The organism is Brachybacterium sp. HMSC06H03 (assembly GCF_001807385.1).
Lineage (GTDB): Bacteria > Actinomycetota > Actinomycetes > Actinomycetales > Dermabacteraceae > Brachybacterium > Brachybacterium conglomeratum.
Window position 1 is genome coordinate 1 of the sequence record NZ_KV788727.1, and the last position, 18,049, is coordinate 18,049.

General features: G+C 72.1%; 17 protein-coding genes. 8 read left to right on the plus strand and 9 right to left on the minus strand.

Translation table 11 applies throughout. The features are described 5' to 3' along the window. The coding region (locus HMPREF3159_RS05695; RefSeq protein WP_141748093.1) for an ABC transporter permease at window positions 1-1,120 on the minus strand (1,120 nt) is incomplete at its 3' end. Next, window positions 1,117-2,880, minus strand: a complete 1,764-nt coding sequence (locus tag HMPREF3159_RS05700; RefSeq protein WP_070500066.1) for an ABC transporter ATP-binding protein — start codon at window positions 2,878-2,880, stop codon at window positions 1,117-1,119. The genes HMPREF3159_RS05700 and HMPREF3159_RS05695, both read right to left, overlap by 4 nt. Before the next feature lie 408 nt (window positions 2,881-3,288). Here HMPREF3159_RS05700 and HMPREF3159_RS05705 point away from each other — a divergent pair, with 408 nt between their 5' ends. Further along, the gene (locus tag HMPREF3159_RS05705) at window positions 3,289-4,089 is read left to right on the plus strand and encodes a Rossmann-fold NAD(P)-binding domain-containing protein (RefSeq protein ID WP_070500067.1); all 801 of its coding nucleotides are present in this window, start codon (window positions 3,289-3,291) and stop codon (window positions 4,087-4,089) included. Between the two features lie 10 nt (window positions 4,090-4,099). Here HMPREF3159_RS05705 and HMPREF3159_RS05710 read toward each other — a convergent pair whose 3' ends face one another. Beyond that, entirely contained in the window at window positions 4,100-4,798 is a 699-nt protein-coding gene (locus HMPREF3159_RS05710) for an LrgB family protein (RefSeq protein WP_070500068.1), read from the minus strand. Beyond that, window positions 4,795-5,289 carry a CidA/LrgA family protein gene (locus tag HMPREF3159_RS05715; protein WP_070500069.1) on the minus strand — a complete coding sequence of 165 codons (495 nt, stop codon included), beginning with the start codon at window positions 5,287-5,289 and terminating at the stop codon, window positions 4,795-4,797. Before HMPREF3159_RS05715 ends, HMPREF3159_RS05710 begins: the two co-directional genes overlap by 4 nt. A gap of 215 nt (window positions 5,290-5,504) precedes the next feature. Between HMPREF3159_RS05715 and HMPREF3159_RS05720 the strand changes: the two genes are divergently transcribed. Together HMPREF3159_RS05720 and HMPREF3159_RS05725 are read left to right on the plus strand one after the other, a co-directional pair. Beyond that, window positions 5,505-6,152, plus strand: a complete 648-nt coding sequence (locus HMPREF3159_RS05720; RefSeq protein WP_070500070.1) for a cysteine peptidase family C39 domain-containing protein — start codon at window positions 5,505-5,507, stop codon at window positions 6,150-6,152. Between the two features lie 37 nt (window positions 6,153-6,189). Beyond that, on the plus strand, window positions 6,190-6,693 hold the full coding sequence (locus HMPREF3159_RS05725) for a GNAT family N-acetyltransferase (protein WP_070500071.1): 504 nt from the start codon (window positions 6,190-6,192) through the stop codon (window positions 6,691-6,693). 11 nt (window positions 6,694-6,704) lie between these two features. On the opposite strand, the gene HMPREF3159_RS05730 is transcribed toward HMPREF3159_RS05725, so the two are convergent. The 3 genes from HMPREF3159_RS05730 to HMPREF3159_RS05740 all read right to left on the minus strand — a co-directional run bounded on the left by HMPREF3159_RS05730 (window position 6,705) and on the right by HMPREF3159_RS05740 (window position 10,447). After that, complete coding sequence (locus HMPREF3159_RS05730; protein ID WP_070500072.1) at window positions 6,705-7,262, minus strand: pyridoxine/pyridoxamine 5'-phosphate oxidase; 558 nt, start codon at window positions 7,260-7,262, stop codon at window positions 6,705-6,707. A gap of 81 nt (window positions 7,263-7,343) precedes the next feature. Next, window positions 7,344-8,930, minus strand: coding sequence for an AbgT family transporter (locus HMPREF3159_RS05735; protein WP_070500080.1), 1,587 nt, complete (start codon window positions 8,928-8,930; stop codon window positions 7,344-7,346). A 143-nt stretch (window positions 8,931-9,073) separates the two neighbouring features. Next, the gene (locus HMPREF3159_RS05740; protein WP_070500073.1) at window positions 9,074-10,447 is read right to left on the minus strand and encodes a M20 family metallopeptidase; all 1,374 of its coding nucleotides are present in this window, start codon (window positions 10,445-10,447) and stop codon (window positions 9,074-9,076) included. A 183-nt stretch (window positions 10,448-10,630) separates the two neighbouring features. On the opposite strand from HMPREF3159_RS05740, the gene HMPREF3159_RS05745 reads away from it, so the two are divergent. The 5 genes from HMPREF3159_RS05745 to HMPREF3159_RS05765 all read left to right on the plus strand — a co-directional run bounded on the left by HMPREF3159_RS05745 (window position 10,631) and on the right by HMPREF3159_RS05765 (window position 16,151). Continuing rightward, on the plus strand, window positions 10,631-11,473 hold the full coding sequence (locus tag HMPREF3159_RS05745) for a PTS sugar transporter subunit IIA (RefSeq protein WP_070500074.1): 843 nt from the start codon (window positions 10,631-10,633) through the stop codon (window positions 11,471-11,473). 63 nt (window positions 11,474-11,536) lie between these two features. Next, window positions 11,537-13,087, plus strand: a complete 1,551-nt coding sequence (locus tag HMPREF3159_RS05750) for a PTS ascorbate transporter subunit IIC (RefSeq protein ID WP_070500075.1) — start codon at window positions 11,537-11,539, stop codon at window positions 13,085-13,087. 317 nt (window positions 13,088-13,404) lie between these two features. Beyond that, window positions 13,405-15,057, plus strand: a complete 1,653-nt coding sequence (locus HMPREF3159_RS05755) for a sodium-dependent transporter (RefSeq protein ID WP_070500076.1) — start codon at window positions 13,405-13,407, stop codon at window positions 15,055-15,057. 162 nt (window positions 15,058-15,219) lie between these two features. Further along, entirely contained in the window at window positions 15,220-15,333 is a 114-nt protein-coding gene (locus HMPREF3159_RS05760) for a methionine/alanine import family NSS transporter small subunit (RefSeq protein WP_070500077.1), read from the plus strand. Between the two features lie 380 nt (window positions 15,334-15,713). After that, window positions 15,714-16,151: an arsenate-mycothiol transferase ArsC gene (locus tag HMPREF3159_RS05765; RefSeq protein ID WP_070500078.1), complete on the plus strand. Its 438-nt coding sequence runs from the start codon at window positions 15,714-15,716 to the stop codon at window positions 16,149-16,151. Window positions 16,152-16,192: 41 nt separating this feature from the next. On the opposite strand, the gene HMPREF3159_RS05770 is transcribed toward HMPREF3159_RS05765, so the two are convergent. Continuing rightward, entirely contained in the window at window positions 16,193-17,017 is an 825-nt protein-coding gene (locus HMPREF3159_RS05770) for an energy-coupling factor transporter transmembrane component T family protein (protein WP_070500079.1), read from the minus strand. Then, the coding region (locus HMPREF3159_RS05775; protein ID WP_246821490.1) for an energy-coupling factor ABC transporter ATP-binding protein at window positions 17,017-18,049 on the minus strand (1,033 nt) is incomplete at its 5' end. The genes HMPREF3159_RS05775 and HMPREF3159_RS05770, both read right to left, overlap by 1 nt.

Here is an 18,049-nt window from a genome sequence, read left to right on the forward strand (position 1 = left end):
CCTGCTCCTCGGCGTCCAGCAGCTCGAAGATCCGCTCGGCGGAGGCGACACCGGAGATGAGCATGTTCGCCATCCCCGCCACCTCGCCCAGCGGCGCGTTGAACTCGCGGGAGTACTGGATGAACGCGGTGACCTGGCCTAGGCTCATCTGGCCGGCCGCGATCCGCAGACCGCCGACCACGGCGATGCCGACATAGCCGAGGTAGGTCACCCACTGCATGATCGGCATGATCATGCCGGAATAGAACTGCGCCTTGAACGACGCCTCCCACAGCTCTTCGTTGCGCTCATCGAACTGCTCGCGCATCGAGTCCTGGCGGTCGAAGACGGTGACCAGGTCGTGGCCGGTGAAGGACTCCTCGACATGGCCGTTCAGCCGCCCGGTGCCCCGCCACTGGGCGGTGAAGAGCTTCTGCGACTTCGCGCCGATGATCCCGATGACCACGCCGGAGATCGGCAGGGCGATCAGGGCGATGAGGGCGAGCTGCCAGGACAGCCAGAACATCATCACGGTGATGCCGACGATGGTGAGGATCGCGTACACGAGCGAGGCGAAGGCCTGCTGCAGGGCGGTCTGGACGTTGTCGACGTCGTTGGTGGTGCGGGAGAGCAGGTCGCCGCGCTGGCGGGTGTCGAAGTAGCTCAGCGGCAGGCGGTTGACCTTCGCCTCGATCCGCTCGCGCAGGTCGTAGACGATGTCCATCACCACGTCGTTCAGCAGCCTGCCCTGCAGCCAGTCGAACAGCGCCGCGATCACGTACATCCCCAGCACGATCAGCAGCAGGCGCCCGAGCGCCCCGAACTCGACGCCGTCGCCGAGGAAGCCGTCGAAGATGACGTCCATGGCGTCGCCGAGGATCGAGGGCGCCCACACGGTGAGCACCGTCGAGACGATGCCGAAGGCGAGCACGACGGACAGCCCGAGCTTTTGCGTGCCGAAGGTGCCCATGAGCCGCAGCGCGGAGGGCCAGAACGCCTTGGCCTTGCGCGGCGCGCCCTCGCCCCATTCGCTGCTCATCGAGTCCTGCATCTCGAGGATCTCTGCCTCGGTGAGCTCGGCGGTCCCGGTGCCCTCGGCCTCGGAGGACTTCTTCGCGGAGGTCTTCTTCTTCGCGCTCATGCCATCTCCTCCGCGGTGATCTGGGAGTCGACGATCTCCCGGTAGGTCTCGGAGCTCTCCAGCAGCTCCTCGTGGGTGCCGCGGCCGACGATCCGGCCCTCCTCGAGCACGAGGATCTGGTCGGCGGAGGTGATGGTGGAGATGCGCTGGGCGACGATGATCGTGGTCGCGCCGCGGGTGTGCTGGGCGAGGCCCTCGCGCACCTTCGCGTCCGTGGTGACGTCCAGCGCCGAGAACGAGTCGTCGAAGACGAACACGCGCGGGGCGGCGACGAGGGTGCGGGCGATGCACAGCCGCTGCCGCTGGCCGCCGGAGACGTTGGTGCCGCCCTGGGAGACGGTGGACTCGAGCCCGGTGGCGACGGCATCGCCCTCGCCGGTGCTGCGCTCGCGCACGAAGCCGGCGCCCTGGGCGACCTCGAGCGCGTCCCAGAGCTGCTTCTCGTCGGCCGAGGGGTCGCCGAAGCGGAGGTTGTGCGCGATGGTGCCGGAGAACAGGTACGGCTTCTGCGGCACGAGGCCGACGGCGGCGGAGATGTCGGCGCGGGCGAGGTCGGTGACCGGCACCCCATCCAGCAGCACCTGGCCGCTGGTCGCGTCGTGCAGGCGCGGGATGAGGCTGACCAGCGTGGTCTTGCCGGAGCCGGTCGAGCCGATGATGGCGGTGGTGCGGCCGGCCTCGGCGGTGAAGGAGACGCCGTCCAGCACCGGGGACTCGGCGCCCGGGTAGGAGAAGGTGACGTCGCGGAACTCGATGCTCGCTCCCCCGTCGGCCGCCGGCAGCGGGGTCGGGGCGGCGGGCTCGTGGAGGGTGGGGGCGGTCTCGAGGACCTCGCCGATGCGGCGGGCGGAGATGATCGCGCGCGGGAACATCATGAACATGAAGGTGCCCATCATGACCGCCATCAGGATCTGCAGCAGGTACTGCATGAAGGCGGTGAGCGCGCCGACCTCGACGAGCCCCGCGTCCACGCGGTGACCGCCGAACCAGAGCACGGCGGCGGTGGCGAGGTGGAGCACGATCGTGATCGCCGGGCCCATGATCACGAACAGGCGTCCGATCCGCACCGAGGTGTCGGTGAGGGTCGCGTTCGCGTCGCGGAAGCGGCCGGTCTCGTGCTCCTCGCGCACGAAGGCGCGCACCACGCGGATCCCCATGATCTGCTCGCGCATGACGCCGTTGATGGAGTCGATGTTGTCCTGCATCCGCTGGAACAGCGGCATCAGCCGGGTGACCAGCAGGCCGACGATCACCATCAGCACCGGCACGGACACCCACACCAGCCACGACAGTCCCGGGTCCTCCTGGATCGCCATGACGATCCCGCCGATGGACATGATCGGCACCATGACCATGAAGTCCAGGGTCATCAGCACGAGCATCTGCACCTGCTGGACGTCGTTGGTCGCGCGCGTGATGAGGGTCGGGGCGCCGTAGCGGCCCATCTCCTCGGTGGAGAAGCGGTCCACGCGGGTGTAGACGGAGCGGCGGATGTCGCGGCCCATGCCCATCGCGACGCGGGCGCCGAACCAGACCGACGCGATCGCGGTGACGACCTGCACCATCGCGACGATCAGCATGATCCCGCCGACGCGCCAGATGTAGTCGGTGTCGCCGGTGGCGACGCCGTTGTCGATGATGTCGGCGTTGAGGCTGGGCAGGTAGAGGGTCGCGAGCACGGTCGCGAGCTGGAGGACGGCCACGGCGGCCACGTGCGGCAGGTAGGGCCGCAGATGGCGCCGGATCAGGGTCCAGAGCATGAGGGGATCTCCCGGAGCAGGGTGGTGCGGCCCGGCCGACGGGGGTGAGCGGCCGGGGTCTCGTCGGAGCGTAGGACGGGGTGAGGACAGATCCTGTCCGCGAAGGGGCTGACGGGGTCGTCGGTCGAGTGGTCGGCGGGGCGTGCGCCGGACCTGCCGGGCCCCGGGGTGACGGGCGCTGCCGGAGCGGGACCGCTGGTCGCGGCATGAGCCCAGGCGGACAGGACCGGGTCCGAGGAGCAATCCTCCCCCGAGCACGCCGCTCGGCGCACCCGACTTTCGGCCATCGCGGCTGAGATCCGAGGCACCTGGGCGTACGGGCGACATCGGGCTCGACCGGTCAGATCCGGCCGCACCGAGCGGGCCGGATCACGCCATACTGGAGGCTCCCCGCGCGGAAGGACGACCATGACCACGAGGACCCTGCTGGTGGGCTGCGGGCGCCTGGGCCTGCGGGTGGGCGAGCTGCTGCTCGCTGATCAGGACGAGAGAGGTCGTCACGAGGTCCTCGGGCTGCGCCGCGATCCGAGCTCCCTGCCGCCGGGGTTCGTGCCCGTCGCCGCCGATCTCTCCGCCGCCCTCCCCACCGCGCTGCCGAGGGTCGATGCCATGGTCATCACCCTCACCCCGTCGGCCGCCCCGAGCTATCGCGAGCCCCTCGTGCATCTCGCGGCCGCGCTGCCCGAGGTCCCACGACGCACGGTCTTCGTCTCCTCCACCCGGGTCCTCGAGGGATACGACGCCTCGCGTCCGCTCACCGAGGCGGATCCCGCCCGGCCGCGCTCCGACCGCGCCCGCGTGCTGATCGAGGGCGAGGAGACGGCGCGCGAGCTGTTCGGTGCGGTGATCCTGCGCCCGGCGGGGATCTACGGCCCCGGCCGGGACCATCTGATCCGGACCGTCCTCGAGGGGCGCCCGGTCGAGCACGGTCGTCGGACGAACCGGATCCACGAGGTCGATCTCGCCCGTGCGATCCTCGCGCTGCTGTCCTCGCCCGCACCGCCGGCGCTGCTCCATGCGACGGACGGCGCACCCGCCCTGCTCGGCGAGGTCGTCACGCATCTCGCGCAGCGACTCGGCGTACCCGCGCCGCCGCGCACGTCATCGGATCCCGGAGCGGGCACCGTGCTGGAGGCGACCGCGCTGCACGAGCTGCTGGGCGAGCTCGAGTTCCCGGACTTCCGGGCGGGGTACGACGCGATGCTCTGAACGCGGGCGCTCAGCCGGTCACCAGGTGCGCGACGACCGGCAGCGTCACCGTCATCGCGAGCGCGTTCAGCACCATCGCGGCGCTCGACCAGCCGCCGGAGACCATCGACTCCCCCAGCACCCGCGACGTGCCGATCCCGTGGGAGGTCAGACCGATCGCGAAGCCGCGCGCCCGCTCGTCGCGGACCCGCACCAGGCTCAGCAGCGCCGGCCCCACCACCGCGCCGAGCGTGCCGGAGACCAGGGTCAGCACCACCGCGAGCGGCACCGACGCCCCGAGGCTCTCGGCGATCGTGAGACCGACGGGCGAGGTGACCGAGCGCGGCAGTGCGGCGCGCAGCGTCGCCTCGTCGGCCCCGAGCGCGACCATCGCGCCGACGGTCACCGAGATGCTCACGACCCCGGCGACCACGAGGGTTCCGAGCACGGCCGGCGCCGAGGCGAGCAGCGCGCGGCCGTTGCGCAGCAGCGGCAGGGCGAGGGCGACGGTCGCGGGGCCCAGCAGGAGCGTCAGCAGCGCGACCTGCTCGAGGTAGAGGGCGTAGGGCATCCCGGTCAGCTGCAGCACGGTCGCGATCACCACCACGCTGACCAGCACCGGGGAGAGCAGGCCGGGACGACCCGCCCGGTGGTACAGCCCGTAGGACAGCAGGTACACGACGAGGGTCAGGGTGAGGCCGAAGACCGGCAGCTCGTACAGCGCGCTCATGCGCGGGCACCTCCTGCGGCCGCCGACGGTCCGGACCCGTGCCCCGGCGACCTGCCGGGGCCGTCCGCCCCGTCGGCCGGAGGCGGGGCGTCGGGACCGCCCGCCTCGCCCCGTCGGCGGTCCTGGCGGCGCAGCAGCGCCTGGAGCATCAGCCCGGAGATCACCAGCGCGAGCAGGAAGGAGCCGCCCACGGCGAGAGCGAGCGGGAGCGCGTTCGCGGCGAGGGTGTCCAGCTCGAGCAGGATCCCCACGCCGGGCGGGACGAACAGCAGCTGCAGGTGGGCCAGCAGCGGGGTCGCCGCGGGCTCCGCGGCGCGGAGCACGCCGCGGGTCGGCCGGAGGATCCCCAGCAGCGCCAGCAGCACGATCCCGAGCACCACGCCGGGCACGGGCAGGTCGAGCAGCGCTGCCGCGGCCAGGCCCGCCATCTGAGCGAGCAGCAGGACCACGAGGCCGAGCAGCACGGGAGGCAGGAGGACGGCGCGTGACATCCGGCAAGGGTAGCCCGCACCGGGGCGCCTGCCCCGATGTGGTCCGTCCCGCACGAGCGGTGGATCACGCACGTCTTGCCGTGCGCGGGCGGACTGTTACAGCGTGGATGGCTCATTTCGGCGCATCGGTCGCGTCTCGCGGGGACGGTGCGCGATCGAGACCGCCCGCTGAGGCTCGCCCGGTCGCTCCCCTCGACCCCTCGGAGGTGACCGGGTTGCCCAGCCCGCTCGACAGCACCCTCAGCCGACGCACCGCGCTCCGCGGCTTCGGCGCCCTCGGCCTCACCGCGGCCGGACTGCTCGCCTCCACGCAGGCCCATGCCTCCGGCGACCTCGTGGTCGTCGACCAGATCGGCACCGGACCGTGGGACACGGAGAACTGCGGCCCCACCTCGACGGTCATCGCCATGGTCGCCGCGGGTCGGAAGGTCCCGCACTACGTCTCGGGCGAGAAGGGCACGACGGTGGGCGGCAACCGCAAAGCGGTCATCGAGATGCGGGCCCGCTGCGGCCTGTCCCCGTGGGGCGAGCCGGAGAAGAAGACCGTCGACTACACGGGCGCCTATCTCGGCGACCTCGAGAACGGCCTGCGGGACGCGGGCGCCCGCGCCACCCGCGCCCGGTTCGAGGAGGGGCTGGAGGCCGCCGCGCGCGGAAAGGTCGTGATCCTGCACGTCCATCACGGCCGGCTGCTCGGCGAGGAGGAGGCCGACTACGGCCACTTCGTCGTCGCCCAGGGCGAGGACGAGAACGGGAACCTGCGGGTCTCCGATCCGGGCCGCGCCCAGGAGATCGGCATCACCACCTACTCCCCCGACCGGCTGCGCCACGCACGCCAGGGACTCGCCACGGTCGTCAGCTGACCTCCCGGCCGAGCCCGCCCCTCGCCATACTGGCGGGATGACCCCTCGGTTCCCGCTGCGCGGCCCGCGCCTGGACCTGCGCCCGTTCACGGCCGACGACGCCGCGGCCGCGCATCGCGTCTACGGCGACCCCGAGGTGATGCGCTTCGTCGGCGACGGCGATCCCGCCTCCCCGGAGCGGACCGCGCAGATGCTCGCCGACTACGCCGCCCACCAGGCCCGGCACGGCTTCGCGTTCTGGGCCGTGATCGAACGTGCGAGCGACGAGCTGATCGGCGATGCGGGTCTGGAGGTCACCGACCAGGGCGTCGAGCTCGGCTACACGCTGGCCCGGGACCGGTGGGGCCGCGGGCTCGCGACCGAGGCGGGGCGGCTGTGCGTGGAGGCGGCCGACGGGCCGCTCGGGCTGCGCCGTCTCGTCGGCCTCGCGGACCTCGCGAACCCGGCCTCGGCCGCGGTGCTCGCCCGGCTCGGCTTCGCGGACGACGGGATCGTCGACGCCTACGGTCGCCCGCACCGGCGCTTCGTCCGGGAGCGCTGAGGCGGGGCCCGTCAGCCCGCCGGCGTGGTGACGCGCCCGTGCGTCCAGGCGCCTCCCTCGCGCCGGTAGCCGACGCGCACGTGCTTGCGGTCCAGCCGCGACTGGGTGAACTCGTACCAGGACGGCTGCAGGGCGTAGACCTGCCAGTCCGGGTTCGGGGAGCCGTCGTAGGAGGGGCGCGAGGCCCAGTCGGCCTGCGAGGTCGCCTCGTCCAGCGCGACGACCTCGCCGCCCACCTGCACCTGTCGGCCGCTCTCGCGCCAGAAGAAGGTCATCGCGGCGCGGGGGTCGGCGGCGATCTGCTCGCCCTTGCGGGAGGTGCGGTGGGTGGAGACGTGCAGGCCGCGCTCGTCGAGGTCCTTGAGGATGAGGGTGCGGCCGACGGGCGCGCCGCCGTCGAGGGTCTGGAAGGTCATGGCGTGCGGCTGGCGGGCGCCGCTCGCGATCGCGCCCTCGAGCCAGTCGAGGAAGAGCTCGGCCGGGTCCTCGGGGACGGAGTCAGGGTCGAGGCCGGGCATGTCCTCGGGGAAGGACGGCAGGGCGCGGAGGCGTTCGGCGAGTTCGCTCATGCCCGCCATCCTCGCGCCGACGGCCCCGCCGCTCAACCCGGGGAGCGACGGGGCCGTCGGAGGAGAGGCCGTGGGCGGGGATCAGCCGAGGAAGATCCCGTTGCCCGGGCCGAGCGGCAGGTCCGCGAAGAAGAAGACCGCGAGGATCACGGTCCACACGAACCAAAACGGGACCACGAAGGGCAGCATCCGCGCCATCAGCGAGCCGAGGCCCGCGCCGGGCTCGTACTTCCGCAGCATGCCCAGCAGCACGATCATGTACGGGTTCATCGGCGTGATGACCTGGGTGGCGGAGTCGCCCACGCGGAACGCGGCCTGGGTGAAGGCGGGCTCGTAGCCGATCAGCGCGAACATCGGCACGAACACGGCGGCCATGATCGCCCACATGCCGGAGCCGGAGATGATGAACAGGTTCAGGCAGCTGGCCAGCAGGATGAAGCCGAGCACCGCCGGGAAGCCGGTCAGGCCGATGCCCTCTAGGGCGGCGGCGCCGGTCACGGCGATCCAGGTGCCGATCCCGGACCAGTTGAACAGGGCGATGAAGTTGCCCAGGATGAAGGCGAGCACCACGAAGGGCAGCATCTCCTTGAGCGACTCGGTCATCATCGCGACCGCGTCCCTGGTGCTGCGCAGGGTGCCGACCACGATGCCGTAGGTCAGGCCCAGCACGATGAAGTAGGCGACGACCAGGAACACGATGGAGTCGAGCAGCGGCGACTCGGGCAGGAAGCCGCCGTCCTCGTTCCGCCACGGCGAGGCGGGCACCAGCGTCGCCGCCAGCACGATCGCGGTGAGCACCACCGCGGCGATCACGGCGGCGATCAGGCCCTTGTTCTCCGTCGGGCTCAGCTCGGCGCGCATCTGCTCGGCGCTCTCGCCGCTGGTGGCGACCTCGCCCTCCTCGGTGATCTCGTCGCGGCCGATGCCCTGGCGGTTCAGCCGCGGCTCGAGGATCCGGTCGATGATGAAGCCGGCGACGAAGCCGAGCACCAGCGACGAGGCGATGTTGAAGAACCAGTTCGAGACCGGGTTCACGGAGGTGAACTCGAAGTCCGGCAGCGCGTCCATCACGGAGGTGGTGATCCCCGCGAACAGCGCGTCCAGCGAGGTGGGGAAGATGTTGGTGGAGTAGCCGGCGCCGGCGGCGGCGAAGCCTCCCAGCAGGCCCGCGACGGGGTGTCGGCCGGCGGCCTTGAACACGAGCGCGGCCAGCGGCGGGACCACCACGAAGGCGGAGTCGGCCATGATCGAGGAGACGACGCCCACGAAGCCCACCACGTAGGGGAGCAGCCACGACGGCGAGGAGCCGAACAGCTTGCGGATCGCGGCGGCGAGCAGCCCGGAGTGCTGGGAGATGCCGATCGCGAGCAGGATCGGCAACACCGTCACCAGCGGCGGGAAGCCGATGTAGTTCTCGCCGAGGGTGGTGGTCAGCCAGGTCAGGCCCTCACCGGTGAACAGGCCCTTGATGACGGTGGCCTCGTCCGAGCCGGGCACCGTCACCTCCACGTCCGCCCAGGCCATGGCCGTGGAGACCACGCCGGTGACGGCGAACAGGATGAGGAACAGCATGAAGGGCTCGGGCAGCTTGTTACCCGCCCTCTCGACGCCGTTGAGGATCTTGTCGGTCAGACCGGTCTTCGCCGGGGGCGCGGGGGTGGCGCTCATGAGGACTCCCAGGTGGTGCGGTTCGAGGTCGGGGCCGGAGGAGGGGTGCGCGACGGGACGGTCCGGGACGGGGGCGTAGGTCGGGCGCGTGGCGCCCACGGCCGACTCGTCCCTCGGCCGCCGACGGCGGTCGGGGAACGGTGTCAGTCGAAGAAGGAGGGCACGTCGATCGCACCCCCGGCCTGCGCGAACTCCTCGGCGACGGCGGCGGCGAGCGCCGGGTCGTGGAGGACGTCGAGCAGGGTGGCGGCCAGGCCGTAGGCCCCGTCGGTCGCGGCGGAGCGGGCGGCGGGCGAGGTGGACTCGGCCGCGAACTCGCGGGTGTGCAGGGCGACGTCGGCCGGGGCGATGCGGATCAGCGGGTGCATGCCGGGCAGGCGGTAGCTGACGTTGCCGAAGTCGGTGGAGGCGGCGAGCGTCGTGGAGACCACGCCCAGCGGCAGCGGGTCGCGGCCGCGGCGGCGCTGCGCCTCGACCCAGCGGCCGGTCAGCGCGTCGTTGGTGCGCACCGGCAGGGAGGGCGGGTGGTGGTCCCAGGTGACGGTCACGCCGACGCCGGCCATCAGAGCCGCACCGTGGGCGACGTCCTCGACCCGGCGGGAGAGGTCCTTGAGGGTCTCGGGGCGCTGGGAGCGGACGTACAGGTCGAGCTTCGCGTGGTCGGGGACGACGCTGGCCCGCTCGCCGCCCTCGCGGATCACGGCGTGGATGCGGTCGCTGGGCGGGGTCTGCTGGCGCATCAGGCCGATGCCCTGGTACATCAGGCTCGCCGCGTCCAGGGCGTTGCGTCCCATGAACGGCTGCGCGGAGGCGTGGGCGGTGTGGCCGTGGAACTCGACGGTGAGGGTGCGCCGACCCAGCCACACCTGGTCGGCCAGGTCGTAGCCCGGGTAGCCGTGCGCCATGACCGCGGCGTCGAGCCCGTCGAAGGCGCCCTGGCGGGCCATGTGCTCCTTGCCGGTGTGGCCCTCCTCGGCGGGGGTGCCGAGGTAGACGACGGTGCCGGGCATGGCCGAGGGGTCCTTCTTCGCGAGCTCCGCGAGCCCCAGGAACGCGCCCAGACCCATCACGGCGATGACGTTGTGGCCGCAGCCGTGGCCGATGCCGGGCAGGGCGTCGTACTCGGAGAGCACCGCGACGGTCGGCGCGTCGGCCGATCCGGCGCCCTCGCCGCGGATCTCCGCGCGGATCGCGGTGTCCAGGCCGTGCACGCCGAGCTGCGCCTCGATGCCGTGGCCCTCGAGGATCCTCACGATCGCGGCGGCGGAGCGGTGCTCCTCGAAGGCGACCTCGGGATGCTCGGCGAGGTCGATCATCAGGTCGACGAGCTCGGGGCCGGCCTTGTCGACCTCCTCCTCGAGCCGGGAGCGCAGCGCCTCCGGGGCGCCGGTGGGGTCGGAGCCGGGGTGGCTCTGCGTGCGCAGAGCCGCCTCCCTCTCCTCGTCGAGCTGGTGCATGTAGGCGGTGGACGGCTCGGTCGAGGTGGACCCGAGCCGCACGGGGGACGGTTCAGACATGGGCCCGAGCGTAACGGTCGGGGCGCGTCTCCTCGTGCGCGCCTGCCATCGGTTGCGGGGTTGTGACATGCAGGGCGGGTGGGCCTCGTCGCACCGGGACAGGCGCGCTCCCCCATCGCCGACGGTTCAGGCGTAGCGTTTCGTTCCCGCCCCGCGCCGCCCTCGTGAGAAGAGGTCCTTGACATGTCACAGCTCAGCGAACTGCTCTCCCCGTCCACGATCCTCCTGGACGCCGATGCCGCCGACTGGCGCGAGGCGATACGTCGCTCCGGCGAGCTGCTGGTCTCCACCGGCGCCACCGACCCCGCCTACACCGAGGCGATGATCCGCACCGTCGAGGAGCACGGCCCCTACATCGTCATCGCCCCGGGATTCGCGCTCGCCCATTCCCGGCCCGACGAGTCGGTGCATCGCACGGGGATGTCGTTCGTGCGCCTGGCGGAGCCGATCGCCTTCGGCAACGCGGCCAACGACCCCGTCACGCTGGTCATGGCGCTGGCGGCGGCGGACAGCTCCGCGCACCGCGAGGCGCTCGCGGCCCTCGCCGGGGTGCTCGCCGACCCGGCCCGTCGTTCCCTGCTCGACGCGGCGCGGACGCGAGAGGACGTGCTCGCAGCTCTCGCGGCCGACGGCGCTGGTCCGGGCGAGAGGTCGGCAGAGGACTCGCGGGCCGGCGCCGAGGCCGGGACCGACACCGGCTCCGGCACGGGCGCCATGGTCGATGCCGACGCCGTCCCCTCGAAGAAGCTCCTGCTCACGGTGTGCGGGAACGGGCTGGGCACCAGCCTGTTCCTGAAGAACACGGCCGAGCAGGTCCTGGAGCGCTGGGGCTGGTCCTCGCATCTGGACGTCCAGGCCACCGACACGATCTCTGCGAAGGGCCGCGCCAAGGACTCCGACGCGATCCTCACCTCCGGTGCGATCGCGGACACCCTCGGCGAGGTCGGCGTGCGCGTCGAGGTGATCGAGAACTTCACCTCGCAGGCGGAGATCGACGCGGCCCTGCGGCGTATCTACGCCGTCTGACGCGTCCGCCCTCTCCGACCTGTCAGCCACCCCTCCCCCGTCCCCACTCCCCGGAGAAGAACCATGAACGTGCTCGTCACGGTCGCCGAGTTCCTCGTCAACGAGGTGCTCTCGGTCCCCGCCTATCTCATCGGCATCATCACCGCGATCGGTCTGATCGCGCTGCGCAAGTCCGTCGGCCAGGTCGCGGGCGGCGCCCTGAAGGCCGTGCTCGGCTTCCTGCTCATCGGCGCGGGCGCCACGCTCGTCACCGCCTCCCTCACCCCGCTGGGTGTGATGATCCAGGGCGCGCTCGGCGCCCAGGGCGTGGTCCCCACCAACGAGGCGATCGCCGGCATCGCGCAGGAGGAGTTCGGCGCCCAGGTCGCGTGGCTGATGATCCTCGGCTTCGTGGTCGCGATCCTGCTCGCCCGCTTCACGCCGCTGCGCTACGTCTTCCTCACCGGTCACCACCTGCTGTTCATGGCCACCCTGATCACGATCGTGATGGCCTCGGCCGGGATGCCGACCGTGGTCGTGGTGGTGCTCGGCGCGGTGCTGCTGGGCATCCTCATGGTGGCCCTGCCCGCACTCGCCCAGCCCTGGACCCGGCGGATCACCGGGGATGACTCGATCGCGATCGGTCACTTCGGCACGGCGGGCTACATCGCCGCCGGCGCCGTCGGCCGACTCGTCGACCCGAAGGGGAAGAGCCGCTCCACCGAGGACCTCAAGGTCCCCGAGTCGCTCCGCTTCCTGCGCGACTCCATGGTCGCCACCGCTCTGTCGATGGTGCTGATGTATCTCGTGGTCGCCGTCGCGTATCTCGCGCGGGCCGGGCAGGAGACCGCCTTCGGCGCCTTCGAGGGCGGGGCGACGGGGGTGGGCAACTACCTCATGCAGTCGGTGACCCAGGGTCTGCAGTTCGGCATCGCGGTCGCGGTGATCCTGTTCGGCGTACGCACGATCCTCGGCGAGCTCGTCCCCGCCTTCCAGGGCATCGCCGCGAAGGTCGTGCCCGGCGCGATCCCGGCCCTGGACGCCCCGATCGTGTTCCCCTACGCGCAGAACGCGGTGCTGATCGGGTTCCTCTCCAGCTTCGCGGGCGGTCTCGTGGGCCTGCTGGTGCTCGGCGTGTGGCTCGGCCCACTGCTCGGCCTCGCGCTGATCCTGCCGGGCCTGGTGCCGCACTTCTTCACCGGTGGCGCCGCGGGTGTGTACGGCAACGCGACCGGCGGCCGACGCGGCGCGGTCGCGGGCGGATTCGTCAACGGCCTGCTGGTCACCTTCCTGCCGGCGCTGCTGCTGAAGGTGCTGGGCACCTTCGGCTCCGCGAACACCACCTTCGGCGACACCGACTTCGGCTGGTTCGGCATCCTCATCGGCTACTCGGCGCGCACCGGGGTGCTGCCCGGCATCGTCCTGCTGATCGTGCTGGGCGCCGTGCTCCTGGGAGCCGCGATCCTCATGCAGCGTCGTGCAGTGGACACGGGCTGGGATCCCTCGCCCGCGCGCGCCCCCGTCGGAGCCGGGGCACAGGCCGGGGCCGACGAGCCCTCCCGCCCCGCGACGACCCATCCGCGCGTCGCACCGCCCGTCGGCGCCCCGACGCCTCCGCCGCCGCCCGGCGAGTGATCACCGTCGGTGCATCGGCGCAGCAGCTCCGACGCACCGGCAGGTCCGCTCGCCCGGGCGCCGCCGGGCGGACGGAGCCGATCTGCCGCGCCCGTCCCGCGCGCGTCCATCCCTCGGGACGGTACGATCCCCCCACGGTGCCCCGCGGCGATCCCGCACCGCGCCGTGCGTCGGACCGCCCATCCCTGCGATCCAGGGCCGTCTCCCGCGGCCGCCGTGCCGCCGTCCCCCAGGCGGCGCATCTTCCCCGGGTCGCCGACGTCGTCGACCTCCCCCCCCCCGCGCCGTGACCGGCGCAGCTCACCCGGAGGCTCATCGTGAGTGCACCAACCCCGTCCGCAGGCGCCGCCCCCCAGAGCGCCGATCGCGGTGCGTTCCGCGGCCGCACCGCCTTCATCTTCGCGGCCATCGGCTCCGCCGTCGGCCTCGGCAACATCTGGCGCTTCCCCGCGGTCGCCTACGACAACGGCGGCGGCGCGTTCATCCTGCCGTATCTCGTCGCGCTGCTCACCGCGGGCATCCCGCTGCTGTTCCTCGACTACGCGATCGGGCATCGCTGGCGCGGCTCCGCCCCCGCCGCGTGGCGCCGCTTCCGTCGCTGGACCGAGTTCATCGGCTGGTGGCAGGTGCTGATCGCCCTGATCATCGCGCTGTACTACGCGCTGATCCTGGCGTGGGCGACGAACTACACGATCTTCTCCCTCGACCAGCGCTGGGACTCCCACCCTGAGGGGGCGGCGGGCTTCTTCGGCGAGTACACCCAGGCGCTCGGCGGGGCCGACGTGGCGATCTCCTTCGACTACGTCCCCGCGGTGCTGATCTCCATGCTGGTGGTGTGGGTCGCGGTGATCGTGGTGATGGCGCTCGGCGTGCAGAAGGGCATCTCCGCCAGCGCGGTCGTGTTCATCCCGCTGCTGGTGGTCATGTTCATCATCCTGGTGGTCCGCTCGCTGTTCCTGCCCGGCGCGATCGACGGCCTGGACGCCTTCTTCCGCCCGAACTGGGCCGCGCTCGCGGACCCGGGAGTGTGGATCGCCGCCTACGGGCAGATCTTCTTCTCCCTCTCGGTGGCGTTCGGCATCATGCTCACCTACTCCTCGTACCTGAAGAAGAAGACCGATCTCACCGGCTCCGGCCTGGTGGTCGGCTTCGCGAACTCGAGCTTCGAGATCCTCTGCGGCATCGGCGTGTTCTCGGCGCTGGGCTTCATGGCGCAGGCCCAGGGCGTCGCGGTCGACGAGGTGGTCGTCGCCGGTGTGGGCCTCGCGTTCATCGCCTTCCCGACGATCATCTCCGAGGCCCCGGCCGGCGCGCTGATCGGCGTGCTCTTCTTCGGCTCGCTGGTGCTGGCCGGCTTCACCTCGCTGATCTCCATCGTGGAGGTCGTGATCGCCGCGATCCAGGACAAGTTCGGCCTCGCCCGCGTCTCCTCGACCCTGCTGGTGTGCGTGCCGATCGCCGTGGTCTCCACGGTGCTGTTCTCCACGACCATGGGCCTGCCCCTGCTGGACGTGATGGACAAGTGGGCCAACGAGTACGGCATCGTCGCGGCGGCGCTGGTCTGCTCGCTGATCGTCGCCTTCGTGGTGCGCGGAATGCCCACGCTGCGCGATCACCTGAACTTCCGCGGCTCCTTCCACATCGGTCGCTGGTGGTACGCGTGCGTGGCGATCATCGCGCCGCTCGTGCTCGGTGTCTCTCTGATCATCAGCACCGTCAGCCTGCTCTCGGCCGACGGTACCTACGAGGGCTACCCGGGCTGGTTCGTGCTCACCTTCGGCTGGCTGATGGCCATCGGCCTCGTGGTGGTCGCGGTGGTCCTCTCGCTGATCCCGTGGCCGGCCGGCTCGAACCTCTACAAGGCCGACTCCGACGGCCACCCGATCGCCCCCGAGATCGTCTCCGGCAAGGGCCTGGTGACCACGCCCGAGGCGACCACGCCGCACGAGCTGCGCTCCGCCGGACTCTGAGGTGCGAAATGCCGGGCGGCGATCCGCCCGGCACCTCGTCCCCGGCGAGCTGCACTCGGCTCCTCCCCGCACCACCACCCCTCGCCCCGTCTTCCGCTGGCACCGCGCCGGCCCGCACGACTCACCGCCGGTCCCGCGCCGGCCCGTCCCCTAGGAGGGATCATGTCCGTCCCCGCCATCGTCATGATGATCGTCGCGATCGTCACCGTCTGGGGCGGCCTCGTCGCCGCCGTCGTCAGCCTCCGCAGCCACCCCGAGGCGCCCGAGGAGGACTGACCTCGGCCGAAGGCCTCCCCCACGGGTGAACCTGTCGATCCACCTGAGCGGCTGACCCGGCCGGTCGGACCCGTCGGCCGCACCGGCCGACTGATCGCCCGGCCGGACCTGTCGACTACAGGCGCAGGGGTGACCGCCATGCCTGTACAGGCGTGCTGGTCGCCCCTGCGCCGGTTCCTGACCATCCCTCCCCCACCCGGCGCGCCGCGGGCAGCACCCGCGCAGCCGGTACAGCAGGCATCCGCCCGCCGGCACCCGGCTCGGGCCCGACGAGGCGTCAGCCGAGGTCGAGCACCCGGCGAAGCTCTGCGAAGGCCTCCGGGACCACGCTGAAGTGCGCGAACCGGCCCTGCCCCCGCTCCGCCCCGAAGGGACCCCTCATGAGCACTCCTCCCGCCGTCCGCCCCTCCGTCCTCTTCGTCTGCGTGAAGAACGGCGGCAAGTCCCGGATGGCCGCCGCGCTGATGGAGCACCGCGCCGGCGACGCCGTCGAGGTGCACTCGGCCGGCACCCGTCCCGGCGATGCGATCAACGCCCTGTCCGTGCAGGTGATCGCCGAGGTCGGCGCCGACATGTCCGGAGGCACCCCCACCGCGATCGATCCGGAGCTGCTCGCCCGCGTCGACCGGGTGGTGGCGCTCGGAGAGGAGGCCGTCGTCGAGCCGGTCTCCGGCATGCACGGCACGATCGAGACCTGGGTGACCGACGAGCCGTCCCTGCGCGGCATCGACGGCGAGGAGCGGATGCGGCTGGTGCGCGACGACATCGACCGACGGGTCGAGTCGCTGATCGCGGAGCTGCTGCCCGTCGACGTCTGAGGCGCCGTCCTCGTCCGTCGCGGGCACGGATCCTGCCCCGCTCACCCGAGCCAGGGGATCCTTCCGCCGAGCGGGAAGGCGGCGACGACCAGCACCGCGGTGGCCAGGAGCACCGCGAGGTCCAGCACCGAGACGCGCAGGTAGGCCAGGCGCAGCGAGCGTCCGGCAGGGTTCGAGGCACCGTAGGTGAAGCCGCGCGTCTCGAGCGCCTCGACCGTCGTGCGCACGTTCTTGGCGGTGTTGAGCATGATCGGGTAGAACGCGGTGACGGCGAGGACGCACCACTGCCACACCACCCGCCAGCCCAGCAGGCCCGGCCTGTCCACCGGAGCGTGGCGCAGGCGCTGTCCCTCGAACACGGTCACGTACTCGTCCACCAGGATCGGCAGCATCCGGTAGCCGTAGCTGACGCCGAAGGCGAGCAGCTCGGGGGCGTGGAACCACAGCAGCGCGTCGGAGAGCTTCTCCGGGTCCAGGGACACGAAGGCCGCCATCGAGGCCATGGAGACGGCGCCGAGCTTGAGGTTCAGCTCGGCGAGCGCGACGAGGGTGTCGAGGTTCCCGCCGAACAGGAACGACGCCGCGAACAGGCCGATCACGTTGCCGAGCAGGCCGATGAGGAACAGCCCCAGCACCAGCGGCCCCACCCGGGCGAGGGCCACGGAGACGACGCCGAGCGCGAAGAGCACCAGCAGCACGCCGGTGTCATGGGTGAGCCAGGGCGCGATCGCCATCAGCAGGTACCAGGCCAGCACGATCCGCGGATCCATCCGCGAGAAGAGCCCGCCGCGGGTGGAGTACGCGGTGCGCAGCAGCTCGAGCCGGATCCAGTCGACGCTGAGCACGTCGTGGGTCTTGCGCGCCATCAGCGCACCTCCTTCGCGGTGGGGCCGACGGGGACGGCCGGCGCGGTGGGGCCGACGGGTTCGGCCGACGGGTCCAGCTCCGCGGGTGCAGACGGCGGTGCGGGCGCTGCCGGCGGGGCGGACTTCCGAGCGGCTCCCGCGGGCTCCGGCAGCCATTCCCGCAGCTCGGCCGCGGTCAGCGGCAGGGGATCCAGGCCCAGCTCGAGCGCGATGCGCGCGGCCTGCGGCGGGACGAGCCGGGTGCGGGCGGTGAGCTCGAGGCGGGAGAAGAGCTCGCGCGGGGTGACGTCGGCGAGCACGGCTCCCTGGTCGAGGACCAGCACGCGGCTCGCCCAGGTGGCGACGAGCTCCATGTCGTGGGTCGCGACGACGGCGCAGCGCACGGTCTCGGCGAGCGCGGCGAGCATGGCGGCGACGTCGTCGCGGGAGCGGATGTCGAGGCTCGAGGTCGGCTCGTCCAGCAGCAGCAGGGAAGGCCGCATGGCCAGGCCGATGCCGAGCGTCGCGCGGCGCTGCTGCCCGCCGGAGAGGGAGCGGCCGTCGCGGCCTGCGAGGGCGGAGAGCCCCACCTCGTCGATGATCCGGTCGACGATCGCGTCCGCGTCGGGCACCTTCCGCCCGCGCGGGAACAGGGCGATGTCCTCGCGCACGGTGTCCTTGAGGAACATCTGCTGGGGGTGCTGGTAGAGGTAGGAGACGTGGTCGGCCATCTTCGCGGCCGAGCGAGTGCGAGTATCGATCCCGTCGACCGTGACGGTGCCGGCGCGCGGCACGATCAGGCCGGTCAGCAGCTTCATCAGCGTGGTCTTGCCGGCGCCGTTGGTGCCGACCAGCGCCACGCGCTCCCCCGCCCGGAGGTCGAGGTCGAGGTCGTCGAGCACGGTGGAGAGGTCGCCGGCGACGGAGCGGTAGCCGTGGCGGACCCCGCGCAGCGTGGCGACGACCTCGGCGGGCGCAGCGGACCCGTCGGCCGGTCGGTCGGCCGCAGCGTGCGCAACACGCATCGGCGGCCCCGTCACGGGTCGGCGGTCG

What these genes read in the sequence shown, in the direction of transcription:
- HMPREF3159_RS05730 (WP_070500072.1), bottom strand. Translation starts at nt 7,262, where the DNA reads ATGAGCGAACTCGCCGAACGCCTCCGCGCCCTGCCGTCCTTCCCCGAG.
- HMPREF3159_RS05715 (WP_070500069.1), bottom strand. Translation starts at nt 5,289, where the DNA reads ATGTCACGCGCCGTCCTCCTGCCTCCCGTGCTGCTCGGCCTCGTGGTC.
- HMPREF3159_RS05735 (WP_070500080.1), bottom strand. Translation starts at nt 8,930, where the DNA reads ATGAGCGCCACCCCCGCGCCCCCGGCGAAGACCGGTCTGACCGACAAG.
- HMPREF3159_RS05740 (WP_070500073.1), bottom strand. Translation starts at nt 10,447, where the DNA reads ATGTCTGAACCGTCCCCCGTGCGGCTCGGGTCCACCTCGACCGAGCCG.
- HMPREF3159_RS05765 (WP_070500078.1), top strand. Translation starts at nt 15,714, where the DNA reads ATGAGCACTCCTCCCGCCGTCCGCCCCTCCGTCCTCTTCGTCTGCGTG.
- HMPREF3159_RS05710 (WP_070500068.1), bottom strand. Translation starts at nt 4,798, where the DNA reads ATGAGCGCGCTGTACGAGCTGCCGGTCTTCGGCCTCACCCTGACCCTC.
- HMPREF3159_RS05745 (WP_070500074.1), top strand. Translation starts at nt 10,631, where the DNA reads ATGTCACAGCTCAGCGAACTGCTCTCCCCGTCCACGATCCTCCTGGAC.
- HMPREF3159_RS05770 (WP_070500079.1), bottom strand. Translation starts at nt 17,017, where the DNA reads ATGGCGCGCAAGACCCACGACGTGCTCAGCGTCGACTGGATCCGGCTC.
- HMPREF3159_RS05705 (WP_070500067.1), top strand. Translation starts at nt 3,289, where the DNA reads ATGACCACGAGGACCCTGCTGGTGGGCTGCGGGCGCCTGGGCCTGCGG.
- HMPREF3159_RS05760 (WP_070500077.1), top strand. Translation starts at nt 15,220, where the DNA reads ATGTCCGTCCCCGCCATCGTCATGATGATCGTCGCGATCGTCACCGTC.
- HMPREF3159_RS05700 (WP_070500066.1), bottom strand. Translation starts at nt 2,880, where the DNA reads ATGCTCTGGACCCTGATCCGGCGCCATCTGCGGCCCTACCTGCCGCAC.
- HMPREF3159_RS05725 (WP_070500071.1), top strand. Translation starts at nt 6,190, where the DNA reads ATGACCCCTCGGTTCCCGCTGCGCGGCCCGCGCCTGGACCTGCGCCCG.
- HMPREF3159_RS05750 (WP_070500075.1), top strand. Translation starts at nt 11,537, where the DNA reads ATGAACGTGCTCGTCACGGTCGCCGAGTTCCTCGTCAACGAGGTGCTC.